The 19882-nt window shown below is 31.3% G+C and carries 18 protein-coding genes and 1 riboswitch; of the genes, 17 read left to right on the forward strand and 1 reads right to left on the reverse strand.

The window, feature by feature from the left end; translation table 11 throughout:
• The first annotated feature begins 15 nt into the window (after window positions 1-15).
• Complete coding sequence (locus tag FGL08_RS04345; protein ID WP_138209610.1) at window positions 16-480, forward strand: GreA/GreB family elongation factor; 465 nt, start codon at window positions 16-18, stop codon at window positions 478-480.
• Window positions 481-648: 168 nt separating this feature from the next.
• Here the strand turns inward: FGL08_RS04345 and FGL08_RS04350 are convergent, their stop codons facing one another.
• A complete protein-coding gene (locus FGL08_RS04350) occupies window positions 649-1047 on the reverse strand; it encodes a (deoxy)nucleoside triphosphate pyrophosphohydrolase (protein WP_138209611.1) in 399 nt (132 codons plus the stop codon).
• Between the two features lie 282 nt (window positions 1048-1329).
• Between FGL08_RS04350 and FGL08_RS04355 the strand changes: the two genes are divergently transcribed.
• The 16 genes from FGL08_RS04355 to cbiG all read left to right on the forward strand — a co-directional run bounded on the left by FGL08_RS04355 (window position 1330) and on the right by cbiG (window position 19877).
• Complete coding sequence (locus FGL08_RS04355) at window positions 1330-3024, forward strand: PD-(D/E)XK nuclease domain-containing ATP-binding protein (protein WP_138209612.1); 1695 nt, start codon at window positions 1330-1332, stop codon at window positions 3022-3024.
• A gap of 129 nt (window positions 3025-3153) precedes the next feature.
• The gene (locus FGL08_RS04360) at window positions 3154-6879 is read left to right on the forward strand and encodes an AAA family ATPase (protein WP_243117939.1); all 3726 of its coding nucleotides are present in this window, start codon (window positions 3154-3156) and stop codon (window positions 6877-6879) included.
• Between the two features lie 14 nt (window positions 6880-6893).
• Complete coding sequence (locus tag FGL08_RS04365; protein WP_138209613.1) at window positions 6894-7379, forward strand: hypothetical protein; 486 nt, start codon at window positions 6894-6896, stop codon at window positions 7377-7379.
• Between the two features lie 19 nt (window positions 7380-7398).
• Entirely contained in the window at window positions 7399-8049 is a 651-nt protein-coding gene (locus FGL08_RS04370) for a hypothetical protein (protein WP_138209614.1), read from the forward strand.
• Between the two features lie 115 nt (window positions 8050-8164).
• A riboswitch (cobalamin riboswitch) is annotated at window positions 8165-8339 on the forward strand.
• Between the two features lie 146 nt (window positions 8340-8485).
• Window positions 8486-9319, forward strand: coding sequence for a sirohydrochlorin cobaltochelatase (locus FGL08_RS04375; RefSeq protein WP_138209615.1), 834 nt, complete (start codon window positions 8486-8488; stop codon window positions 9317-9319).
• 84 nt (window positions 9320-9403) lie between these two features.
• On the forward strand, window positions 9404-10918 hold the full coding sequence (locus FGL08_RS04380; RefSeq protein WP_138209616.1) for a cobyric acid synthase: 1515 nt from the start codon (window positions 9404-9406) through the stop codon (window positions 10916-10918).
• A 15-nt stretch (window positions 10919-10933) separates the two neighbouring features.
• The gene (cbiB, locus tag FGL08_RS04385; RefSeq protein ID WP_138209617.1) at window positions 10934-11899 is read left to right on the forward strand and encodes an adenosylcobinamide-phosphate synthase CbiB; all 966 of its coding nucleotides are present in this window, start codon (window positions 10934-10936) and stop codon (window positions 11897-11899) included.
• 2 nt (window positions 11900-11901) lie between these two features.
• Window positions 11902-12969, forward strand: a complete 1068-nt coding sequence (locus tag FGL08_RS04390; RefSeq protein ID WP_138211270.1) for a pyridoxal phosphate-dependent aminotransferase — start codon at window positions 11902-11904, stop codon at window positions 12967-12969.
• 15 nt (window positions 12970-12984) lie between these two features.
• A complete protein-coding gene (locus tag FGL08_RS04395; RefSeq protein WP_138209618.1) occupies window positions 12985-14313 on the forward strand; it encodes a cobyrinic acid a,c-diamide synthase CobB in 1329 nt (442 codons plus the stop codon).
• Between the two features lie 33 nt (window positions 14314-14346).
• A complete protein-coding gene (locus FGL08_RS04400; RefSeq protein WP_138209619.1) occupies window positions 14347-14973 on the forward strand; it encodes a precorrin-8X methylmutase in 627 nt (208 codons plus the stop codon).
• Between the two features lie 16 nt (window positions 14974-14989).
• A complete protein-coding gene (gene cbiD, locus FGL08_RS04405; protein WP_138209620.1) occupies window positions 14990-16066 on the forward strand; it encodes a cobalt-precorrin-5B (C(1))-methyltransferase CbiD in 1077 nt (358 codons plus the stop codon).
• A 52-nt stretch (window positions 16067-16118) separates the two neighbouring features.
• Window positions 16119-16766: a precorrin-6y C5,15-methyltransferase (decarboxylating) subunit CbiE gene (gene cbiE / locus FGL08_RS04410; protein ID WP_138209621.1), complete on the forward strand. Its 648-nt coding sequence runs from the start codon at window positions 16119-16121 to the stop codon at window positions 16764-16766.
• Window positions 16767-16812: 46 nt separating this feature from the next.
• Window positions 16813-17373 carry a precorrin-6Y C5,15-methyltransferase (decarboxylating) subunit CbiT gene (gene cbiT / locus FGL08_RS04415; RefSeq protein ID WP_138209622.1) on the forward strand — a complete coding sequence of 187 codons (561 nt, stop codon included), beginning with the start codon at window positions 16813-16815 and terminating at the stop codon, window positions 17371-17373.
• Between the two features lie 12 nt (window positions 17374-17385).
• Window positions 17386-18051, forward strand: a complete 666-nt coding sequence (locus FGL08_RS04420) for a cobalt-factor II C(20)-methyltransferase (RefSeq protein ID WP_138209623.1) — start codon at window positions 17386-17388, stop codon at window positions 18049-18051.
• Between the two features lie 45 nt (window positions 18052-18096).
• Window positions 18097-18849, forward strand: a complete 753-nt coding sequence (cobM, locus tag FGL08_RS04425; RefSeq protein ID WP_138209624.1) for a precorrin-4 C(11)-methyltransferase — start codon at window positions 18097-18099, stop codon at window positions 18847-18849.
• Window positions 18850-18854: 5 nt separating this feature from the next.
• On the forward strand, window positions 18855-19877 hold the full coding sequence (gene cbiG, locus FGL08_RS04430; protein WP_138209625.1) for a cobalt-precorrin 5A hydrolase: 1023 nt from the start codon (window positions 18855-18857) through the stop codon (window positions 19875-19877).
• Window positions 19878-19882: the final 5 nt, after the last annotated feature.

Raw genomic sequence — 19882 nt, forward strand, 5'->3', positions numbered from 1 at the left:
GGAGGGTATTTGTACATGAAAAACATATTAACAGAAGAAAATATGAATAAATTAAAAGAAGAATTAGAATATAGAATGACTACAAAAAGAGGTGAAATAGCAAAGGAAAAATTAGAAGCAGCAGCTCATGGTGATAGGTCAGAAAATGCAGAATACAAAGAAGCTTGTGCAAACTATAGAGAAAATGATAATAGGATTCAATATTTATTAACTATGATTTCAACTGCAAATGTAATAGATGAGAAAAATCAAGATAAGTCAGTACTAGGCGTTAATAGTAAATGTAAGATTAAATTTGTAGAAGATGAATTTGAAACAACTGTATCACTAGTAACTACTATGGATGCAGACCCAGAAAATATGCTTATAAGTGTAGAATCAGATTTAGGAAAAACATTAATGGGTAAAAAAGTTGGAGATATAGCTGAAGTTGATGCTCCAGGTGAAAAATATACAGTAGAAGTATTGGAAATTATATAATAGGGAATAAGAGCCTTGCCGAAGGGAGAATCCATACTGTATGCCTTTGCAAATAAATTTTTAAGTAGTAGAGATTTAGAAAAGATATCTTGCATGTAAAAAGTCTTGGAGAAAATCCAAGACTTTTTCTGTTAAATGTTATTTGAATATAATAATGAATTTCTTGTGCTACTGTTTTTCTTTAATTAATTGTTCTACAGCAGGAACATCAGCAGGAGCCCAGTTTAAAGAAGTTAAATTTTCTTTAGGAAGCCAAATGAGCTTAGCGTGTTCATTAGCAGTAGGTTTACCCTCTATTAATCTACATCTAACAGTTATTAAATTAACTATAAACTTATCATATTCATGGGAGTTATCATTAAAAACATCTATAAATTCTATAGTACAATCAAGCTCTTCTTTAATTTCACGAACAATGGCATCTCCTAAGGATTCACCCTCTTCGATTTTACCACCAGGAAATTCCCAAAGGTTAGGAAGGGACATCTTAGTTGATCTTAAAGCACATAATATTTCACCATTTTCATTTTGAATAATAGCACCAACAACCCTAATTAACTTCTTCATGTACTTCACCTCCAATCACATTTTAACTAAATAACATTGTTTAAGTCAATCTAAGAGGTATGCGTAAATTATAAACGTAATTTGTTTTATATCTTTATACAAAGGATATAAAATATAGGGTATACTATAAAATGTAAGGAAAATATACAGCTTAAAGTAGCTATGAAAAAGTTAAAGCTACAAATATACAACTAAATATAAAGATATTTATACATTAGTTTAAAAACATTAGACAAATGGTTTATTGAATAATAGATAAAATTAAGTTAGGAGTGAGAGTAAATGAAAAGAATACCCTATGGTATTTCTAATTTTGAAGTTTTAAGAGAGAAGAATTATCTTTACGTAGATAAAACCTCTTATATAGAACTATTAGATAGATATGCTCCCTATAATTTTTTTATAAGACCTAGAAGGTTTGGAAAAAGTCTTTTTATATCAATGCTAGAGAATTACTATGATATAAATAAAAAGGGTAAATTTGAGGAGTTATTTGGAGATTTATATATAGGTAAAAATCCTACAGAGGAGAGGAATAGCTTTCTTGTGTGGAAAATAAGTTTTGCAGGAGTAGATGCAGGTCATGGTGAAGAAGAATTAAGAATTAGTTTTAATTCAAAAGTGCTTTTATCTGCTATAAGATTTGTAAACAAATACTCAGGTTTATTAGGTATTGATACTATTCCAAAAGAAATAGACAGTGCGGAAGTAATAGTACAATATATATCTTTATTAGCTAGTAAAATAAAAATACCTGTATTTGTTCTAATAGATGAATATGATAACTTTGCCAATGAACTGATTACAGGAGGAAGACAAAGCACTTATAGTGGGATACTTCATGGTGAAGGTTTTGTTAAGGTATTTTATAAAGCTATAAAAGATGCAACGGCAGACAACTTTAATAGAATATTTATGACAGGGGTAAGCCCTATAATGCTAGATGACTTAACTAGTGGATTTAACATTACTATGAACTATACTTTAGATCAAAATCTTAACGCTATGATGGGTTTTACAAGGGATGAAATTTCTTATATTATGGATGAAGTTGAAATAAAGGAAGAATCCCTAAGAGAAAAAATATGTACGGATATGACAGAGTATTATAATGGATATAAATTTAATGAAGATAGTAAAACAGTTTTTAATCCAGATATGTCTATGTATTTTCTTAATAATTATTCATTATATAATCGTTATCCTAAAGAAATGATAGATAATAATGTAAAAACAGATTATGGAAAAGTTAATCAGTTAGCTTATAATTTTAATGATAGGGAAGCACTAGAAGAAATAATGACTACAGGGGAAACCTCTACTATGCTAGTAGATAGATTTAATATTCATACTATGTATAGTGTGAAGGAAAACTTCAAATCCCTACTTTTTTACCTTGGAATGCTTACAATAAAGGAGCAAGGTCCATTAGGGACAGTACTTAAAATACCTAATTACGTGATAAAAACAATTTATTGGGAACAGTATTTTCAAAGAATGAATCTAGAGTATAATGTTCAGTTGCAAGATGTAAGAATAGCTGTTAATGAAATGAGAATGAATGGAAATATTCAGCCTTTAATAGAATTTGTAAAAGGCATATTAGAGGATTTATCCAATAGAGATTTAATAAAAATGGATGAAAAAAATATAAAAATGATACTCCTTACACTATTAGGCGTAGATAGCACTTATTTCATACAAAGTGAAGCTGAGAACAATAATGGCTATGTAGATATAATGCTAAAAAGAAAAATTCAATTTAAAGATATAACTAAATTCCAATGGATTATAGAACTAAAATATATAAAAGAAAGTGAAAGAGATGCATTAGACAAAGTAAAAGAAGAAGGATTAAAGCAGCTTCAAGGATATGCTGAAAGTAAAATGGTTAAAGGGGAACTTGGAGAAGAGGATTTAAATAAAGTATTAGTTATTGTAGTAGGTAAAAAGGATATTTATGCTTTGGAAGTATAGGATATGATTTTTATTTAGAAAATTAACTTTTGTAAAGAATGGAAAAGAGCATGCTCAACTGATTAAAGATAGAGAAGGGAAATATTATGCTATAATCATATATAGTAAGAAGATACTGGGGGGATTTAGTTGACAAAAAATAAATCAAAGAAAAATGTATTAAATATAAAAACTTTAAGTAGAATTTTATTCCCTGAAATTCAAGTTGTAGATTATATAAACGAGATGGGGATTGTAGATAGAAAGGTCTTTAAAAAGGACAAAAAGGCTGTTAATAACTCTGTAGCAAAGGCAACAAGTACAGTAGATAAAAAAGTAGCAAATGCAACAAGTAACGCTGGTAAGCATATAGGAAAGACAGTTTCAAATACAGTAAAAGATACGGAAAAAGTAGTGCAAAATCTTGGTAATACTATAGTGAATCTAGATTGTAAGCCTTTAGAAGTTAACAAAACTAAATTAGAATTGGATGCAGCTTTTCAAAGGGTAGAGAACACTCTATCAGAATACGTACTTGGACAAAAAGAATTTTTAAGCAAGCTTTCTATTGCATTTAAAAGACCTTTTGCTTATGGAAAAACTGATGGAATAAGCAATACTATATTTATAACTGGCCCAAAGGGATCAGGGAGACATCTTTCAGTAAAAGCTATTACTAGATTTTTAAAAGAAGAGAATATATTTAAGAAATCTGGAGTATTTTCTTTGGATTTAGCTAAGTATAAACTGGAAAAGGATGCAGAAAATCTATTTTTAGATGATCTTTATAGTGCACTTTATGGACAGAACCAAGTAGTTGTTTTCGATAACTTTGATAAGTGTCATTCAAATGTTTTAGATACTATTACAAAGCTTGTAATAGATGAAAAGGTTAATTTGAATAGAAGATATATAGATGAAATGGATCATATGGTAGATGTTACAGGAAAAGGTTCACTTACATTAGATACCACTGATGAGATATTAGCCAATGGTAAATATCTTATTTTTATAACAGAAAAAAGTGAGGAAAGCATTAAAACAATGTTTTCAAGCAAGTTTGTGGAAAGAATTTATGACATAATTCAAACTGTACCACTTACTAGAGAAATTATTTCTACGATTGGAAGGTTTATTCTGGAAGAGTATAAGGAAAAGATACAGAATAATTTAGGTATTGTAATTAGATTCCAAGAAAGTGTATTAAATTGTGTAGTGAATAATTGTAACAAAGCTTATGGTGCTCATGCATTAAATGATTATATTGAAGAGAATATATATAGGCCTCTTGTGGAACTAGAGTTAAAAGGAAAGTTATCCAATGAGAAACTTTATATTTTAAGTGAAGATCATAACATATTAGTTCTAGAGGATAATTCAGGTAGAACTGAATTGTCATCTGTAATAAAAAAGATAGATATAGAAGGTATAGAGCAGTTAAATAAAGAACTTGAAAGCATTATTGGCTTACATAACGTTAAGTCTTTTATAAGGACTTTGCAGGATAATATAAAAGTACAAAATCTAAGAAAATCGCAAGGGTCAAAAGAAGCAAAACTCTCATTGCATATGATTTTTACCGGTAATCCTGGTACAGGAAAAACTACAATGGCGAGAATTATGGCAAAGTATTTAAAAGCATTAGGCTATTTGTCTAGTGGTCATCTTGTTGAAGTTTCGAGAAACGATTTGGTAGGCCAATACGTAGGTGAAACTGCACAAAAGACTACAGCAAAGGTGAATTCGGCTATTGGGGGTATATTATTTATTGATGAAGCTTATTCTTTAGCTAGAGATAATAATGATATTTTTGGAGTAGAAGCTGTAGATAGCCTTGTAAAGGCTGTAGAAGATAACAGGGATGATCTAGTTGTCATACTTGCAGGTTATTCAAAGGAAATGGAGGACTTTTTAAAGACTAACAGTGGCTTAAAGTCTAGATTTAACTATACTGTTGAATTTCCAGACTATACAGCAAAAGAACTTTTAGAAATTTCAAAGATAATTGCAAAACAGAATGGATATGAAATTCATAGTGATTTAAATGAAGAGATCATAATGCTATTTGAAAGCAAGCAAATTAAGGGCATAAATGATAGTGGTAATGGAAGACTTGCTAGAAATATAGTTGAACAAGCTATTGCAAATCAATCTAGAAGATTATCAGCAATGGGTGAAATGAATATAAACAAAGATGAAATAAATAAACTTACTATAAGTGATTTCGGATTGGACAAAAAGGTAGACTTTAACCTTGAAGAGGAACTTTCTAAAATAACCGGTCTAAATGAAGTAAAAAGCTTTATAAGAGGCTTAGAAAAACAGATAATTGCAAAAGAAAAGAGAAGGAAACTTGGAATTAATGTAGAGTCTTCACAATCACTGAATATGATTTTTACTGGAAACCCTGGAACTGGAAAAACTACCATTGCAAGGCTTGTAGCAGATTTAATGAAGAAGATGGGGATTTTAAAATCTGGTCAGCTTATAGAAACAGACAGAAGTGGGCTTATAGGTCAATATATTGGAGAAACAACTAAAAAGGCTACAGAAGTATTTAAATCAGCATTAGGCGGAGTATTATTTATTGATGAAGCTTATGCTTTAATGTCTTCAGAAAATGATCCTATAGGAAAAGAGGCTGTAGATGTATTGGTAAAGCTTGTGGAGGACTATAGAGGAGAAGTTATAGTTATTCTCGCAGGATATAATAAGGAAATGAGTGAATTTTTAAATACAAATTCAGGTTTAAGTTCTAGATTCCCTCTTAAAGTTGATTTTCCAGATTATAATTTAGATGAACTTTTAGAAATAGGAAAAGCAATGATTAAAAGAAAAGGTTTTATACTTGCAGGTAATGCTGAAGATGAGCTTCAAGATGCAATAAATACATCAAATAAAAAAGGTGGAGCAGAAAGTGGGAACGGAAGGCTAGTTAGAAATATAGTTGAAAAGGCTATAAGAAAACAATCTTCAAGAATAGCGGACATGGAAGAAATTGACCAGAAGGCTGTGGTTCTTTTAACTGAAGAAGACTTTGAAGCATATGTAGGGCAAAATAATAACTTTGACTTAGAAACTAAGTTAAAGGAAGTCATAGGACTTGAAGAGGTTAAGAATTTTATAAGAAGTCTTCAGGCTCAGCTTAAGATAAAAAATCAAAGGAAAGCTTTAGGACTTCCTTCAGATCAATCTCAAACTCTCCATATGATATTTAAAGGTAATCCTGGTACAGGGAAAACTACTATCGCTCGAATTATAGGAGAAGTACTTTATAACCTTGGAGTTTTAAATAGTAAGAAATTTATTGAAACAGATAGAAGTGGATTAGTTGCTGGATATGTTGGACAAACTGCTATAAAGACTAAAGAAAAGATTGATTCTGCACTAGGTGGAATTTTATTTATTGATGAAGCCTATGCACTAGCTCAAGATGCAGAAAGTAGTAATGGTTTCGGTAGAGAAGCTATAGATACACTAGTTAAAGGTATGGATGATAACCGTGAAAATCTTTTGGTTATACTTGCAGGATATAGTGAAGATATGGATAGATTCTTGGAGGTAAATTCAGGACTAAAATCACGATTTGCTAATGTAATAGAATTTAAAGATTATTCGGTAGAAGATCTTTTAAATATTACTGACAATATATTTAAAGAAAAAGGCTATGTTATTACTGAAGGTGCAAGAGTGAAGATGAGGAGTATATTTGAGCAAGCTTCAAAAGTTCAGGACTTTGGTAATGGAAGATATGTAAGAAACTTATTTGAAAAGACTGTTCGAAATCAAGCTGTGAGACTTGGAAATATAGAACACCTAACTAAGGAACATCTAGTTACAATCGAAGAAGAAGATGTTTTAGAAGTTAGTTTATAGGGGAGGGTGACAACATGGATAAACTTTTAAAAGCTATAAGTAATTTAATAGCAATTATTTACGGGGTACTTTATATACCTATTATTTTAATGATATTAATTTTTGCACCAATTAAGGGTATAGCAGATGGAGTTAAAATAATTCAAACAGGGTATACAGTAACAAACGACTATATTTCTTTAATTATAGCAATTTTAATATTAACTTATATTTCACTTAGATTTAGAAATTTAAGAAAGATGTATGTTATGTTTCCTTCTTTATTTGAAACAATTAAATTTTTAACAATAACTAATTTATTTGTAGCCCTTGGAGTAGAGGTGCTAAATTGGAGTTATATTACTTTAAATACTGGTAGACATAGGTTTGGAATAATAATATTTATAATTTCTTTAATACTTTGGAGAGTATTTATATCTGTTTATTATTCTAAAAATCCTATTGCAGACTTTATGCTAAGGGATGAAGAGAAAATGCAAAATTACAGCGAAGGGGTTTAGCTGGAAAGGAGATCATAATATGAAAAAGTTTAGAGAAGAAGAATTATCTGAAGAAATTGGAGTTTTTAGTGAACATGAAAGAACTAATATAATAGATGAAGCTGAAAAGAATATTAATGAAGAGAATTCATACAAAAGATTTGAAGAAAATGAAGAAAAAGATGCTTTTATAACTCCTTCTATGAAAAATTTTAGAAAGGTGATAGGTGTACTATTCTTACTTTTTATGGTTTATTTTGGGGCTTTAGCAAATAAAGTAGGTACTGCAAATTATAAAACAAATCTTGTATCAGGAAAGACTGAGAATGTTAAGGTTGGAGATATGCTAAGCAAAGAAACACTTAAGCTAGAACCAAAAGACTTTTCAATAGAATCAGCCACGGGATATGGAAAAATAGAGCTTTCTATATGGAATTTTTCATCTAAAGAAGATGGAGATTATGTTCAAGTTTTTGTAGATGGATCCCCCCATACTGAACCTTTTGCAATTAGGCATAAGGCTGTAAAGATTGGAGTACCTGATAAAGGAGTAATTCAAGTAAGAGGAATAAGAGATGGGAGCAATAATGGAATAACTTACGCAGTTTTCTTTAATAAAACAGGAGAAACTTATTTAAATACAGTTCCATTAAATGCATCAAATATCTATACTTTAAAAAATATAAAATAAAAACATAATTAAGAGAAAGTAATTATTCTTTACCTTCATAAATATTGACACCATCCTTTCAATAGTATAAACTTGTTATATAAATTTATTTATACGAAATTTATAGAAATTTAAAACTAAATAACATGTTTTAGGTGCCTTTATAGGTGAAAAGGGAATGTGGTTAAAGTCCACAGCAGCCCCCGCTACTGTAAATGAGGACAAACCTTGCAATGCCACTCATAAGATGAGGAAGGGTAAGGGGAGGAAGATTCATAAGTCAGGAGACCTGCCTAAAAGTTTTAGATTAGGAGCATTCGGAGGGAAATGCAAATCTAAGATATGAAATGTTAAATATTCTGTATATAAAAGGCATAGCATATTGAAAGATACTCTCGGCTCTAAAGGGCCGAGTTTTTTTATTTAATAAAACATATAATTTAAGGAGGGCTTTTCTTTGAAAAAGGCTATTTTAGTTGTAAGCTTTGGAACTAGTTATGAGGACACAAGAAAGTTGACTATTGAGGCTATTGAAAATAGGGTAAAAGAAACTTACGGTGATTATGAAGTGAGACGTGCTTTTACTTCTCATATTATAATTAGAAAACTTAAAAGAGTTTATGATATGCATGTGGACACTCCAGAGGAAGCATTAGAAAAGCTTAACAATGAAGGTTTTGAAGAAGTTATAGTCCAACCTCTTCATTTAATACCTGGTGTAGAATTTGATTATATTAAGAAAATATTAACTCATGGTTATAAAGATGCCTTTAAGAGAATAGAAATTGGAAGACCTCTAATATACTTTAAGGGTGAGGAAGAAGGCCATCCAGATGATTACACTCTTATGGTAGATGCCATAAAAGAGCAAATTAAAGATCATAAAAACATCCTTTTCATGGGTCACGGTACTGCTCATTATTCTAATGCAGTATACTCTTGTTTTCAATGTGTGCTTCATGATGAGGGCATAAGAAATGTTTATATTGCAAACGTAGAAGGCTATCCTTATATAAACACAGCTTTAGAGCGTATGAAGGTTGATGGGGTAAAGGAAGTTACTTTAATGCCATTTATGTTAGTTGCAGGAGATCATGCTCAAAATGATATGGCTGGTGATGATGAAGACTCTTACAAGTCAATTTTAGAAGCAGAGGGAATGAAGGTTAATATCTATATGCACGGTCTTGGTGAGAATAAAAAGATTCAAGACTTATACCTTCAACATTTAGATGATGCTATAGAAGGAAGATATAAAGAACTTGGAAAAAACCAAAAGGGAATGAAGTAAAGTATTTAATATAGAAAGTTAAATATAATTAATAAGGGAAAATAATTAAAGTGAGATAGAATTAAATCGGGAGATGAATTTCATATGGCAAGAATAATGTTTCAAGGTACTGGTTCTTCAGTTGGTAAGAGTATTTTAGTTACTGCTCTTTGTAGAATATTAAAACAGGATGGTTATAAAGTGGTTCCTTTTAAATCTCAAAATATGAGCCTTAATTCTTATATAACACTAGACGGTAAGGAAATGGGAAGAGCTCAGGTACTTCAAGCTTATGCTTGTGGTATGGAACCAGAGGCATTTATGAATCCTATTTTACTTAAACCTACAGGGGACAAAAATTGTCAGGTTATTGTAAATGGTAAAGTTCATTGTAATTGCACAGCCATGGAATATCATAAAATGAAACCTCAATTTAGCAAAATGCTAAAGGAACAGTTCGAGGAAATGGAAAAGGAATATGACGTAGTTGTAATGGAGGGTGCTGGTAGTCCTGCAGAAATTAATCTAAGAGATAATGACATTGTAAATATGGGTATGGCAGAACTTGTAGACGCACCAGTTCTTTTAATTGGTGATATAGATAAGGGTGGAGTATTTGCATCACTTGCTGGAACCATGGTTTTATTTAATGAAGAGGAGAAAAAAAGGGTTAAGGGAACTATTATAAACAAGTTTAGAGGAGATGTAGAAATTCTAAAACCAGGACTAACTATGCTTGAAGATATTATAAAAGTTCCTACTTTAGGTGTAGTTCCTTATTTCCGTTTGGCTCTAGAAGATGAAGATGGAGCAGTAAAATTAAATAAAAAGGTTACAGCACCTATTGATATTGCGGCTATTAGACTTCCTCATGTATCTAACTTTACAGATTTAGATGCTTTAAAAATAGAAGAGGATGTATCTGTTAGATTTGTAGAGGGACCAGAGGAATTTGGAGAACCAGACCTAGTTGTAATATTAGGTAGTAAAAACACCATAGAGGATTTAAATGTTATAAGAGAAAGTGGACTTGAACATAAGATTAAAGCTTACGGAGACAATGATGGTATGTTAATTGGAATCTGTGGCGGATATCAGATGTTAGGTAAAACTTTAAAGGACCCTTATCACACTGAATCTTCTATAGAAGAAATAGAAGGAATGGGACTTTTAGATATAGAAACAGTATTTGAAAAGGAAAAGGTAACTACAAGAGTTAAAGCATCTAATAAAGATTCTTATAGTTCTAACTCTATTTTTAATGGATTTAAGGGTGAAGTTTATGGCTATGAAATCCATATGGGAATTTGTAATTATGGAAAAGAAGCAACTCCACTATTTAATATCTATGAGAGGAATGGACTTAGCACAGAATGTGGTGATGGAGCTATAAATTCTAAGGGAAATATTATGGGAACTTATATCCATGGTATTTTTGATGGAGTTAGTTTTAGAGAAAATTTAGTAAACATTCTAAGAGTGAACAAAGGTATAGAGCCTAAAAAGTCTGAGATATATGAAAACATAAGAGAAAGAGAGCTAGATAAACTTGCAGATTTAGTTAGAAGCTCTTTAGATATGGACAAAGTATATGAAATTATAGAACAGAGTAAAAAATAAGGAAGTCGATAATATATGTTATATGCTTTAGATATTGTTCTTGCAGTTATTCTTGATTGGATTGTGGGAGATCCTTATGGATTTCCTCATCCTGTAATATACATAGGTAAACTTATATCCTATCTTCAAAAAAAAGGTAGGGCATTATGTAAAAGTAATAATGGGCTTAAAGCTTTTGGCGGACTTATTGTAATTATAGTAAGTACAGCTAGCTTTTTAATTCCTTTTATAATTCTTTATTTTACAAGGAATATATTATTGCTTCATCATATATTAAATATTTTAATTCTTTGGACTACTATTGCTTGTAAGTGTTTAAAAAATGAAGCAGTAAAGGTTTATGATGAACTTAGTAAAAATGATTTAAAAGAGGCTAGAGTTAAGCTTTCATATATAGTGGGAAGAGAAACTAAAGATCTTTCAGAGCATGAGGTTATAAGGGCAGATGTTGAAACTGTTGCTGAAAACACAGCAGATGGAGTTATTGCTCCTATATTTTATGCTATGATTGGTGGTCCTTATGGAGCAGCTTTTGCCATGATGTATAAGGGTATTAATACCATGGATTCTATGCTTGGCTATCTTACTGAAAAATATAAATACATAGGATTTTTTCCAGCTACAGTAGATGATGTGTTTAACTTTATTCCGGCTAGAATTACAGGAGTACTAATAGGATTGTGTGCACCTTTAGTTAATGGAAATATCATAGAAAGCTTAAAGATTATGATTCGTGATAGAAAAAATCATAAAAGTCCTAATTGTGCTTATCCGGAAGGGGCAGCAGCTGGAGCTATGAAAATTCAATTAGGTGGTACTAATACTTATTTTGGTGAAGTTATTTATAAACCAACTATAGGCGATAAGATTAAAGAGCTTTCAAAGGATAGCATAATTCAATGTGTAAGACTTATGTATGGTTCAGAAGCTTTACTAGTTTTCATTTATTTAACTATAATATTAATTTGGAGGGGATTATAGTGATACATGGTGGCGATGTATATACTCATGGTTTTATGGAAGGGCGAAAAATTATAGACTTTAGTTCTAACATAAATCCACTTGGTGTTCCCAAAAGTTTTATAGAACATTTAAATGAGGGATTAGAATCTTTGGTACGCTATCCAGATATTAATTATAGAAGGCTTAAAAACTCCCTTTCTAATTATTTGAATGTAAAAGAAGATAAAATACTCTTAGGTAATGGGGCAGCAGAGCTTTTAGATTTATCCATAAGTCTTTTAAAGTCAGTAACCCTATTAGTTCCCTCCTTTGCAGAATATGAACTTAGTGCTAAAAAGCACAATGTTTCTTTAAGTTACGTTTATTTTAAAGAAGAGAAGCTTAAGGAAGAGAAATCACATAGATTTTATGTAGACTATGATGAGGTTTTAGAAGGCCTAAAAAACACAGAGGGTATTATAATTGCAAACCCTAATAATCCTAATGGTTCAATTATAGACAAAGATAAATTTAAAATTATTTTAGACTATGCAGAAGCACATGACAAAATTATTATAATTGATGAAGCTTTTATTGAATTTACAGGAAGTAAGACTCATAGTTTATGTTCTTTTGTAGATGAGTATAATTGTATTTTTATAGTTAGAGCTTTAACTAAATTTTTCGGTATGCCAGGTATTAGACTTGGTTATGCCGTAACTTCTAATGTAGAATTTAAAAATAAAATATTAGAAAAGCAAAACCCATGGAATATAAATTCCTTTGCAGAGGTTGCAGGAACTTATGTGCTTTGGGATAATGAGTATATAGAAAAATCCTTAATATGGGTTCAATCTGAAAAATCTTATATGGATAAAGTTTTAAAAGAGATAGACTTTATAGAGAAAGTTTATATAACTTATGGTAATTTTGTTTTAGTTAAGTTAAAAGGTTTAACAGCAGAAGAATTATATGAAAAGATGCTTAAGAATGATATATTAATTAGAAGGGCAGATAACTATAAAGGATTAGATAATCATTATGTTAGATTTGCAGTAAAAGATAGAGAAAATAACGAAATTTTAATTAATACTTTAAAGTCACTTTAAATAAGGAGGGGTTACATGAAGGCTATAGTTCTTTCATCTAACAGTAGCGGTGGAGGAAAGACCACCTTGACTTTAGGACTTTTAAAAGCTTTAAAGAATAGGAAGTACAAGGTTCAGGGATATAAGGTTGGACCTGATTATATAGATCCTGCTTTTCATAGTAAAATTACAGGAATACCTTCAAGAAATCTAGACCTTTTCCTAATGGGAGAGAATGGAGTTAAGGCAAGTTTTTCAAGAGGAACTGGCAACTTAGGAGTAGTTGAAGGGGTTATGGGATTTTATGATGGAAAAGGCATAGATACTAGTTATTCGACTTATGAAGTTGCAAAGACTTTAAAGCTTCCTACAGTGCTTGTAATAGCACCTAAGGCACAGGTTGCAACTTTATGTGCAGAAATTAATGGTATTCTAAATTTTAGAGATGCTTCTATTAAAGGTGTTATTCTAAACAATATTAGCAGTAGCTACTATACTCTTTTAAAGGCTGCCATAGAAGCAAATTGTAATATTAAAGTCTTTGGATACTTACCCAAAGATGAGAGTCTTAAACTTGAAAGTAGGCACCTAGGATTAGTTCAGAGTAGTGAAATTGAAAATTTAGAAGAAAAGATACAACATTGCGCGACTCTTTTAGAAGAGCATGTAGATATAGATTCTCTTTTAGGAGAGTTTAAAGAAACAGAGAAATATGAAGATGATTTTCATATAGAAAATAAAAATATTAAAATTGCAGTAGCTTATGATAAAGCTTTTAGCTTTTATTATAGAGAAAACTTAGAACTTTTAGAAGAGGCTGGCACAGTTATATATTTCAGTCCGCTAAAGGATTCTAATCTTCCAGAGGATATAGATTTTCTATATTTAGGTGGAGGGTATCCAGAGGTGTTTTATGATGAACTTTCTAAAAATACTTCTATGTTAAATTCTATTAAAAATGCCTTAGATTCAGGCCTTAGAGCTTATGCAGAATGTGGAGGCATGATGTATCTTACAAAATGCATATTTAAAGATGAAAATGAAGAGGAAAAGTCACCATTAGTTAGTTTTTTTAATGGAAATGCTTACATGACAAAAAGACTTCAAAACTTTGGATATGCAGAGATTGAAATTGGGGAAGAAAATAACATATTACCTAAGGGAATTCAAATAAACTGTCATGAGTTCCATAAATCTTTTGTGAATAATAGTGAAAAAACCATATATAAAGTTAGAAAACAGAGCTTTAGTGGGAGAGAAAAGATTTGGACTTGTGGTTATGTAAAAAATAATACCCTAGGTGCGTATGCTCATATACATTTCTTTGGAAGCATTGATTTTTTAAATTCTTTATTAGAAAAATAGTAATTTTATGTTCAAACTAAAGGAGAGAAAAGAATGGATTATATAAAAGTTCCTATGGATATTGAAAAGAGAAGTTTTGAAATAATTGGCGAGGAAATGGGTCCCCACAATTTCGATGAAAGAGAGCTTTCAATTATAAAAAGAACTATTCATACTACAGCAGATTTTGAATATAAAGATATAACTTATATTAGAGAAGGGTCTATAGATTCTGCCCTTGAAACTCTAAAAGAGGGTGTTACAATTTACACTGATACAAAAATGGCTCTATCTGGTATAAATAAGAAAGCATTAGAAAAACTTAATTGTAAAGTTGTATGTTATGTAAGTGAGCCAGAAGTTGCGGCTATTGCAAAAGAAAGAGGAGTAACTCGTTCTATGGCAGCTGTTGAAAAAGCAGTAGAAGATGGAACTGAGATATTTGTATTTGGAAATGCACCAACAGCTTTATTTAGATTAAAAGAGCTTATAGAAGAAGGAAAAGCAAAGCCGAGTTTTGTAGTAGGAGCTCCTATTGGATTTGTGGGTGCTGCAGAATCTAAAGAAGAATTTGAAAAATTAGATATGCCTATGATTACTATAAGAGGAAGAAAAGGTGGAAGTACTGTAGCAGCTGCAATTATGAATGCTTTGATGTACATGATAGTTAAAAGAGACTAATTTTTAGGAGAAAAACATGCTAGATTTATATGTTTATAGTGAGGGTAAAAAATTAAGATGTGGATACACTACAGGTTCTTGTGCCGCATCTTCTGCTAAGGCGGCAACCTATATGCTATATACAGGAGATACTGTAGAGGAAGTTCTTATAGATACACCTAAAGGCATAAGGCTCAATATTCCCATAGAGAAGATTAGACGTGGAGAGGATTTTGTTGAGTGTTGTGTTATAAAGGATGGTGGGGACGATCCAGATGCTACTCATGGTCTTGAAATTTGGGCTAGGGCCGAAATAAGAGATAGTGGTTATAGCCTAAAAGGTGGAGATGGAGTAGGCATGGTCATGGGAGAAGGGTTATATGTGCCTAAAGGTGAGTGGGCTATTAATCCTGTTCCAAGACGCATGATAAAAAAAGAAGTTATGGAAGTGCTTCCAGAGGGTAAAGGTGTTGAGATTACTATATTTGTACCTGGTGGTGCAGAAGTTGCAAAGAAGACTTTTAATCCTAGACTAAATATAATTGGGGGTATTTCTATTTTAGGAACTACAGGTATTGTAACGCCAATGTCAGAGGAAGCTTTAAAAGATTCTGTAAAACTTGAGATGAATCAAAAGTTTGCAACAGGTGTTACGGAGCCCATACTTGTATTTGGAAATATGGGAGAGGATATGTGCCGTGAACTAAATCTTAATATAAATAATACGGTTACCATGTCTAACTATGTAGGTTTTGCCCTAGAATGTGCAGGAACTCTTGGAATTAAGAAGATAACTATGGTAGGGCATATAGGAAAGATGAGTAAGATATCTGCCGGATGTTTTCAAACACATAGTAGGGTATCTGATGTAAGACTAGAAGTCTTAGCACTTGAACTTGCCTTAATTGGAGCACCTACAGATTTAGTTAAAAGGGTTTATGCAGAGAAGACCACAGAAGGAGCCATAGAAATAATACCAGAAGAATATAATATAATTTATAAAAACATAGGTGACAAGATTAAAGAGAGAATAAAGATCTATAGTCATGGAGGAATAGAAGCAGAAGTTGCTCTCTACTCCATGAAAAAAGGAATTTTATATAAGTCTTTTTAAAATTCGTAAATTACTTTATAAAAATTTGTATTTATAAGAAGGAGTTTTAGATATGGAAAGTAAAACTGCCTTAAAAAATAGTTTTAAAGAAAAAACACAGTTATATGTAATAGGTCTTGGCCCAGGTCATACCGACTATATTTTACCTAAGGCTCTTAAATCTCTTCATGAAGTATCTGCAGTAGTTGGCTTTAGCCGTGCTATGGAAAGTATAGACTTTGTAGATAATAAAAAGATTATAATAAAAGGGCTAAAGGATTTAAAAGAACTCTATGAAAAGGGAGAGTATGAATCTTTAGGTATAATAGCATCAGGCGATCCTTGTTATTATGGTATTACAAATTATGTTAAAAATAATATCTCAAAAGACGTTAAGGTGGTTCCAGGACTTAGTTCTTTTCAATATTTAAGTTCAAGGCTTGCCCTTCCTTGGCAAGATGCCTATGTAGGTAGTATGCATGGAAGAGAAGAGTCTTTTATAGAAAAGGTAAAGAGTTATAAACTAAGTTTTTGGCTTGTGGATAATAAATTTACTCCAAAGGTATTATGTGAAATGCTTAATAAAGAAAATATAAAAGGAAATGCATATGTTGGAGAAAATTTATCCTATGATAATGAGAGAATATTTAAGGGAACTATAGAAGAAGTAACTTTAGAAGAGTTCACTGAACTTAGTGTACTTGTCATAGAGAGGGAATAGATAGTATTTAAATCAGATACTCAGAAAAAGTGAGGTGGATGTATACATGAAATATATAAGAGATGAAGAATTTATTCGTGGCGATTGTCCTATGACTAAGGAAGAAATAAGAATTTTAAGTATTTCTAAAATGAATCTTAGAGAAGACTCTGATGTACTTGATGTAGGAGCAGGCACAGGTTCTGTTACAGTTCAAGCAGCCAAGATTTGCTCTAAGGGTAGTGTTATAGGAATAGAAAAAGATCCTGCTGCATTAGATACTATTTATAAAAATATAGAAAAGTTTGAAGCTCATAATTTAAAAGTTTTAGAAGGAACTGCTATGGAGCACATGAAAACTATGAATAATCAGTTTGATTCTATATTTGTAGGTGGAAGTAGTGGAGAACTTGAAGATATAATTGAAGAATCTTATAGAATGCTTAAAGATAGTGGAGTTATGGTTTTAAACTTTATAACTTTAAACAATGTATATAAGGCTATGGAGAAGTTAAAAGAATTAAAATGTAAGGTTGAATGTATTCAAGTAGCTGTAAGCAAGACACGTGGTCAGAGCTATATGTTAACTGCTTTAAATCCAATTTTTATTGTAAGGGCAGAGAAATAAGGAGGAAAATTAATGGCAACTTTATATGGAATAGGCGTAGGTCCTGGAGACAAAGAATTAATCACAGTTAAAGCTATAAATACTTTAAAAAAGGCAGATGTAGTTGTAGTTCCCACTGCAATGAGTGGTGGAAAGAGTATAGCTTATGAAATTGCAGAAGAGTATATACCAGAGGGTGTAGAAGTTGTATTTAAGCATTTTCCAATGGGTGGAGAAGAACAAGAAGCTAAAATACTTGAGGCATACAAGGAAGTTGCAAGATTTATTGAAGATGGAAAAAATGTTGCCTTCTTAACTATAGGAGATCCTTTTGTATTTAGTACATACACATATCTTCTAAATCACGTTAGAGAGAGAGGATTTGATGTAGAGACAGTTCCAGGAATAACTTCTTTCTGCGCATCAGCATCCCTAGTTGGAGAGCCATTAGTAATTGGAGATGAACCTCTTTTAGTACTTCCAGCAACTAGACTTGAATCAGTTAAAGATGAAAAATTTCTTGTTATAATGAAAGTTTATAGAATAGAAGAAAAAGTTGTGAATTTCTTAGAAGAAAAAGGATTTAAGTATGTTTTAGTTAAGAGAGCTGGAAGAGAAGGACAGGAAATTTTAAGAAATAGAGAAGATATTATAAATTCTAGAGATTATATGAGTCTTATTATTGCAAGACGTGACTAATCATAAATATAAAACAAATTTATAAAAGCCTTAAGGAGGAACACTATGATATATTTTATTGGAGCAGGCCCTGGAGATGTAGATTTAATAACAGTAAAGGGAAGAGATACTTTAGCTAAAGCTGATATTGTTATATATGCAGGTTCATTAGTTAGCCCGAAACATTTAGAATTCTGTAAAGAGGGAGTTGAAAAGTACAACTCAGCTTCTATGAACTTAGATGAAGTTATAGAGGTTATGTTAAAAGGTGAAGCAGAGGGAAAAACTATAGTAAGACTTCACACAGGAGATCCTGCAATATATGGTGCTATAAAAGAGCAAATGGATGAACTTGACAATCATGGTGATATTAAATATGAAGTTATTCCAGGAGTAAGTTCTTGTACAGCAGCTGCTGCAGCTATTAAAAAAGAATTTACACTACCTTCTATAACTCAAACTTTAATTTTAACAAGGGTAGAAGGAAGAACTCCAGTACCAGAGACAGAGGACCTTGAGCATTTAGCTAGAATAGGAGCTTCTATGGCGATATTCTTATCTATTAGCATGATTGATAAGGTAGTTGCAAAACTAAGAAGTGGATATGGAAGAAACGTTCCAATAGCAATAGTTGAAAGAGCTACTTGGGAAGATCAAAGAGTAATCTATGGAACATTAGATGATATAGCAGAAAAAGTTAAGGCTGCTGGTATTACAAAATGCGCTCAAATTTTAGTAGGTGACTTTATAGACTGTGAATATGAGAAGAGTAAATTATACGATAAAACTTTTACTCATATGTTTAGAGAAGGAAAATAGATCTAATGCTTGAAATTAAACAAAAAAACTTTCTAGCCATAATCTGCGTTACAGAGGAAGGTCATTTAATCAGCGAGAAAATAAAAAATACTTTTGATGCAAGGGTATATAGAAGAGAGGATGTTAAATCTATTGGAATTAAAGAAGTTTCAAAAGAAGCTTTCTCTAAATATAATTTTGTGATTTTTATATCTTCTACGGGGATTGCAGTAAGAAGTATATCCTCTCTTGTAAAGAGCAAAACAGAAGATCCTGGAGTGCTAGTTATCGATAATAGTTCAAGATATGTAATTTCACTTTTAAGTGGTCATATTGGTGGTGCCAACGAACTTACGGAGAGTATAGCAGAAATTTTAGGTGCAGAGCCTATAATAACTACAGCAACGGATAATTTGGGTATTACCGCTCCAGACATGGTAGCTAAGAAAAATAACTTAATTATAGATAATATGAAAATATGCAAGGATGTAGCTGCTTTCTTAGTTCATAGAGATAAGGTTGGTTTTTTAGATAAAAATGGAGTTATAGATATTCCTAAGGGATATACACCTTATAATAATGAAACTAGTAAGCACGTTAAGGCGTTAGTTTTAGTTACAAATGAAGATTCTACAAAAGATTATGGAATACCAGTTTTAAAACTTATAAGACAAAATATAGTTCTAGGAATTGGATGTAAGAAGGATTATCCAGAAGATACTATGGAGGAAAAAGTTTTTAAAACTTTAAGGGAATATAATATAGATAAAAGATCTATAAAAGCCATAGGAACTGCTTGGGTTAAGGCAGAAGAAAAGGCTATTATAAGTCTTAGTAAGACCTTAAATTGCGCTATGAAGACTTATACAAAAGAAGAAATACAAAGGGTACATCACCACTATAAAGGCTCTGATTTTGTAGAGAAGAATATAGGAGTTCGTGCTGTTTGTGAACCTTCCTGTGAACTTTTAGGAGGAAGACTTATAACGGATAAACTTCCCCTAGAGGGCATGACCTTATGTATTGGAGTTTTAGAAGAAAGGGAGTAAAATAT

The organism is Hathewaya histolytica (assembly GCF_901482605.1).
Classification (GTDB): domain Bacteria; phylum Bacillota; class Clostridia; order Clostridiales; family Clostridiaceae; genus Hathewaya; species Hathewaya histolytica.

Bases quoted from the DNA above. Each gene is read 5' to 3' on its own strand.
- cbiG (WP_138209625.1), top strand. From the start codon at position 18,855: ATGCTTGAAATTAAACAAAAAAACTTTCTAGCCATAATCTGCGTTACA.
- FGL08_RS04350 (WP_138209611.1), bottom strand. From the start codon at position 1,047: ATGAAGAAGTTAATTAGGGTTGTTGGTGCTATTATTCAAAATGAAAAT.
- cbiB (WP_138209617.1), top strand. From the start codon at position 10,934: ATGTTATATGCTTTAGATATTGTTCTTGCAGTTATTCTTGATTGGATT.
- cbiE (WP_138209621.1), top strand. From the start codon at position 16,119: ATGGAAAGTAAAACTGCCTTAAAAAATAGTTTTAAAGAAAAAACACAG.
- cbiT (WP_138209622.1), top strand. From the start codon at position 16,813: ATGAAATATATAAGAGATGAAGAATTTATTCGTGGCGATTGTCCTATG.
- FGL08_RS04395 (WP_138209618.1), top strand. From the start codon at position 12,985: ATGAAGGCTATAGTTCTTTCATCTAACAGTAGCGGTGGAGGAAAGACC.
- FGL08_RS04365 (WP_138209613.1), top strand. From the start codon at position 6,894: ATGGATAAACTTTTAAAAGCTATAAGTAATTTAATAGCAATTATTTAC.
- cbiD (WP_138209620.1), top strand. From the start codon at position 14,990: ATGCTAGATTTATATGTTTATAGTGAGGGTAAAAAATTAAGATGTGGA.
- FGL08_RS04400 (WP_138209619.1), top strand. From the start codon at position 14,347: ATGGATTATATAAAAGTTCCTATGGATATTGAAAAGAGAAGTTTTGAA.
- FGL08_RS04355 (WP_138209612.1), top strand. From the start codon at position 1,330: ATGAAAAGAATACCCTATGGTATTTCTAATTTTGAAGTTTTAAGAGAG.
- FGL08_RS04420 (WP_138209623.1), top strand. From the start codon at position 17,386: ATGGCAACTTTATATGGAATAGGCGTAGGTCCTGGAGACAAAGAATTA.
- cobM (WP_138209624.1), top strand. From the start codon at position 18,097: ATGATATATTTTATTGGAGCAGGCCCTGGAGATGTAGATTTAATAACA.
- FGL08_RS04380 (WP_138209616.1), top strand. From the start codon at position 9,404: ATGGCAAGAATAATGTTTCAAGGTACTGGTTCTTCAGTTGGTAAGAGT.
- FGL08_RS04370 (WP_138209614.1), top strand. From the start codon at position 7,399: ATGAAAAAGTTTAGAGAAGAAGAATTATCTGAAGAAATTGGAGTTTTT.
- FGL08_RS04345 (WP_138209610.1), top strand. From the start codon at position 16: ATGAAAAACATATTAACAGAAGAAAATATGAATAAATTAAAAGAAGAA.